We start from the raw sequence: 3769 nt of genomic DNA, 5'->3' as shown, positions 1-3769 counted from the left end.
GCAGAGAATGCCGAGACGGCATTATCGAGGGAAAGGCAAATGAAAAAATGGAATCGGGTATGGAAACTCAAGCTTATTGAGGAACATAACCCCGAATGGGCGGATTTGTATGACAGCTTAACTACATGAGAAGATTGGATTGCCGCCTTCGCGGGAATGACGGACAAAAAAACAAAAAATTGGGGGAACTCCTAAAGAAGTTTGACAGTTGAGCCTCTGTGTCTCTGTGGTTTATATTATACTTCTCTGTGGTTTTCTAAATGCATCATTTGGGTTAATTGCTTTTGTGCTGGAACTTCTGGAAATATCTGGAGTTTTTTGGAAAGAAACTAATTCGCTATTTGCTTTGAAAGGAGGCTGAATTTTTCATTCATCCTTTGAATCCCCCAAGTCTTATCAGGTCTTCATAATACCTGGGGTTGTCGGCAAACTTGAGACCATCTTCCTTTGTAATCTCCCCATCAATGCAGAGCTTGGCAAGGCTCTGGTCAATGGAAGTTAAATCCTCTGATGCGGCCTGCATGAGTGACCTGAGCTGATGGACCTTGCCTTCCCTTATCATGTTTTTAACCCTATAAGTATTTATTACTTTTTCATACGCCAAAACCCTGCCGCCTCCTTTCTTCTTAGGGACAAGTCTCTGAGCCAATACAAGAAGCAGGCAGTCAGCAAGCTGTATCCTTACCTGATGCTGCTGATGTCCAGGGAAAATATCTACTATCCTGTCAACAGCGCTGGTGGCATTAAGGGTATGAACAGTGCTCATAACAAGATGTCCTGTTTCTGCTACTGTAAGGGCAATGGCAATGCTTTCAGGATCCCGCATCTCGCCAATGAGGATAACATCAGGGTCCTGCCTGAAGATGTGTTTAAGGCCTTCCTGAAACGAATCCGTATCCACACCTACTTCTCTCTGGTTGACATTGCTCTTTTTGTGCTTGTGGAGATATTCTATTGGGTCCTCGAGGGTTACAATATTACACTTCCTATTGGAATTTATAATATCCACAAGGGATGCCATTGTGGTGCTCTTTCCATGACCTGAGGGGCCTGAGATAAGTATAAGGCCCTGAGTCTTAAGGGCAAAATCACTTACCCACCCAGGAAGGCCAAGGCTTTTAAGGTTTGGTATATCCTCGATGATAAATCTTGCTGCAAAGGAGATCGAATTTCTCTGTCTGTACATGTTCATCCTGAAACGCCCTATTTCCTTATAAGAGTAAGCAAAATCTATCTCCTTTCTTCTATCAAACTGGTATTTCTGCTCCTTTGTAAGGATACTATCAGCAAACTCTCTCATCTGCTCTGGAGTTATTGCTGGCATTGGAAGCCTCTTGAGCTCGTTATCAACCCTGATGCTGGGTGGGACGCCTGCTGTGAGATGCAGGTCTGTGCCTTTGTGTTCAATAACCAGCCTTAAGAGGGAACGAATGTCAATGGCCCCTGTCTCAGAAACCCTGGTTTCATAGGCTTCGGTCTTTTCCCTGAGCGCCGAACCACTGAATGTCCTGATACCATAACCCTCTTTTAGGAAGAGTTTTATTGCTGCCTCCATCTGTGAAGAAGGCACAATAACAGGCTCTATCCTCAGACCTGAGGCGAATTCTATATCCTGTATTGCAGTTAAATCGTTGGGGTTCATCATTGCAAGGACAAGTTTGTTCCTTTCTGTACGCAGGGGAAGCACCTTATATTCTTTTACCTTGTCAAAGGGAATGATCTTGAGAATACTTGAATCAATATTCACGTCAAAGAGGTTCGCAGGAGGAGTATTGAATTGTTTGCTGAGAAAATTTAAAAGGGCATGCTCGTCCAACACGCCCATATCTTCGAGGATTGAGCCAATATGTCCTCCGACCTGCATCTGCATCTTGAGCGCGGCATTGAGCTGTTCCTGGTTTATTATCCCATATTCGAGGAGTATTTCCCCAAACCTTGATTTTTTAGGCTTTTCTGTATTTCGCTCCATTCATGCCTCCTTGATAGCTATTATCCATAAGCTATCAACTATTTTCTTACATTATAAAGAATACTTTGTCAATTAGTTGTCCGGCCAAAAATAGAGACTGCCTTCCATATCTATGTGTAAGGCTCGCCCTTACTATGTTTTTAATTTTGGGATAGTGTTTTATAATTCTTTTATCTATGATTGAAATTGATGGAAGCTTTGGTGAAGGTGGCGGTCAGGTCTTAAGAACTGCCCTTTCTCTGTCATGCCATCTGAAAAAGCCCTTTAGAATCTTTAACATCAGGGCTCAAAGGAAAAAACCGGGGCTTCAGCCACAGCACCTTACATGCGTCAGGGCAGCACAACTCATTGCAGGGGCTGAGGTTAAGGGAGATTCCATTGGCTCCTCAGAACTTATTTTTAATCCTGATAAAGCATATGGAGGCCATTATCGGTTTGACATAGGCACAGCAGGCTCAACATCTCTTGTACTTCAAACCATTTTGTTGCCCTTATGTTTTGCTGAAGAACCATCAGGTATAACAATAACAGGAGGCACGCATGTCCCATGGAGCCCGCCTTTTCATTATTTAAAAGACGTGTTCTTGCAAGTATTGAAAACAATGGGCATAGATGTGAGTCTTTCTATTGAGAGGTGGGGGTTTTATCCAAAGGGCGGAGGCATTATAAGTGCTTCTATCAAACCTGCATCTGCTATCAAGCCAATAAGTCTTGAGAAAAGAGGAGAGATAAAAGCTATCAAAGGGCTTTCAGCAACAGGGAACCTTCCCTCAAGCATTGCAGAGAGACAGAGGGCTTCAGCCTCAGAGATTCTTGAGGCACATGGCCTCAGGGCAGACATAGAGCTTCTCGATGCTCCGTGCATTGGCCAGGGAACTTTCTTTTTTATAGTTTCAGAATTTGAAAACTCCACGGCAGGATTTTCAGCCCTCGGGCAGAGAGGTAAAAAAGCAGAGGACGTCGGAAGAGAGGCAGCAGAGGAGTTTCTCGAATTCTTCAATAGCGGCGCTCCTGTTGAAAAAAGGCTCGCCGACCAGATAGTGCCATATATGGCCCTTTCAGAAGGCACATCGTCATTCATCACATCCAGGATTACCATGCACCTTCTGACAAACATATGGGTAATAGAGAAGTTCTTAGATGTGAAAGTTGAAGTCTCAGGAAAAGAGGGCGAAATCGGGAAAGTAGTAATTAGAGTGTAAAGTGGAATAGTGGCAAACCAATAGCTCGTAGAGATGATAGCAACTTACGTACGCATTACGCATTACGCATTACGCCTTACGACTGTTATTCCAGTCCCGAAGCAATCGGGACAAAGAAACAATTACCACGCCTGCGGCAAGCAGTATTAATAGCATATCGGTTGATGCTAATGTCCAGTTTCTATCAGGCAGATATTTCATGGTAAAGAGATGCAGGAGCGAATAGACAGTGGTTACTATCATAAATATGGCAGGGAAAAGTGTAAACCAGTATCTTTTCCCTTTAACCATAAGCCATGCAGTCAGGGCAATGAGGGTCAGTGCCGCTAAAAGTTGATTTGCAGTGCCGAATATCGGCCATATAACAAGAAAGGCATTGTAATAGGCCAGCAGGAACATCAATAAAACGCATATAAAGGCATTGAATATATAGGTACTGAATATCCTGGGTGGATTTTTAAAAATAAAGCCCCACAGTTCTTCTAAGAGATAACGGTTCAGCCTTACTGCTGTATCAATAGTTGTAATCACAAATCCTTCAAGCAGCAGGATGCCGAATATTGTCCCGATGTAAACAGGCAGGCCAAATGTATTCTGC

Annotated in this window: 3 protein-coding genes; 1 reads left to right on the top strand and 2 read right to left on the bottom strand. The window is 43.4% G+C overall.

The window, feature by feature from the left end; genetic code table 11:
• Nucleotides 1-370: 370 nt before the first annotated feature.
• The gene (locus HZC12_03595; GenBank protein MBI5025811.1) at nt 371-1969 is read right to left on the bottom strand and encodes a PilT/PilU family type 4a pilus ATPase; all 1599 of its coding nucleotides are present in this window, start codon (nt 1967-1969) and stop codon (nt 371-373) included.
• Between the two features lie 176 nt (nt 1970-2145).
• Here HZC12_03595 and rtcA point away from each other — a divergent pair, with 176 nt between their 5' ends.
• Nucleotides 2146-3171 carry an RNA 3'-phosphate cyclase gene (gene rtcA, locus HZC12_03590; protein MBI5025810.1) on the top strand — a complete coding sequence of 342 codons (1026 nt, stop codon included), beginning with the start codon at nt 2146-2148 and terminating at the stop codon, nt 3169-3171.
• Between the two features lie 69 nt (nt 3172-3240).
• Here the strand turns inward: rtcA and HZC12_03585 are convergent.
• On the bottom strand, nt 3241-3769 hold a 529-nt coding region (locus HZC12_03585), incomplete at its 5' end, for a carbon starvation protein A (protein ID MBI5025809.1).

The organism is Nitrospirota bacterium (assembly GCA_016214385.1).
GTDB lineage: Bacteria > Nitrospirota > Thermodesulfovibrionia > UBA6902 > JACROP01 > JACROP01.
This window is presented reverse-complemented; position numbering and strand designations above follow the sequence as displayed.

Bases quoted from the DNA above. Each gene is read 5' to 3' on its own strand.
- HZC12_03595 (MBI5025811.1), bottom strand. From the start codon at position 1,969: ATGGAGCGAAATACAGAAAAGCCTAAAAAATCAAGGTTTGGGGAAATA.
- rtcA (MBI5025810.1), top strand. From the start codon at position 2,146: ATGATTGAAATTGATGGAAGCTTTGGTGAAGGTGGCGGTCAGGTCTTA.